Raw genomic sequence first — 572 nt, forward strand, 5'->3', positions numbered from 1 at the left:
TCTCTGGTCACTCCGATTCTGTCGTATAGGGAGGAGATACCTTCTTATCAAAATTTCTACATTGACGGTTTGATCAAGAAAAAATCTTTTACAAATGCCTATAGCTTGTGTGAAATTAAGCTGATAGAACTGCTTTAACGGAGCTGATAACGCCACTACCTGAGCAATTTCCATTGAAAAGTTGTATATAATGAGACGAGCGTAAATTTCTTGAATAATAAACTCTAGTTTCTTTGAGTGGAATTGGTTTAAACCTAAGGCATATTTTAATTCTCTAAAGGAAGTTTCAATTCCCCAGCGTAAGTGATAAAGTACTTTTAAATCTTCGCTTTTAAAAGTGAAGGAATCAAGATTCGTGACTAAAGATTCATAGCTATCTTCACTCAACTTAATTCGAACGACCCTCAGACTAACAGGATAGCTTTCTTTGGAATTGGGTGGGAGATAATCAAATTTCGCTTTTTTACGCAAAAATTGATAACTTTTGTCAGCTTTGATTTTATTGGTCTGTCTTCTTGTCAACCAAAGGTTAACCTCTTTATCAAATGTTCCTTTTTGAGGTAATCCAAGTC

Annotated in this window: 1 protein-coding gene; it reads right to left on the reverse strand. The window is 34.8% G+C overall.

Features of this window, described 5'->3' with window-relative positions:
* A partial coding sequence (locus ACU8YE_RS24075) for a transposase (protein ID WP_446929870.1) occupies positions 1–572 on the reverse strand: 572 nt, incomplete at both ends.

The organism is Ralstonia sp. VS2407 (assembly GCF_052950655.1).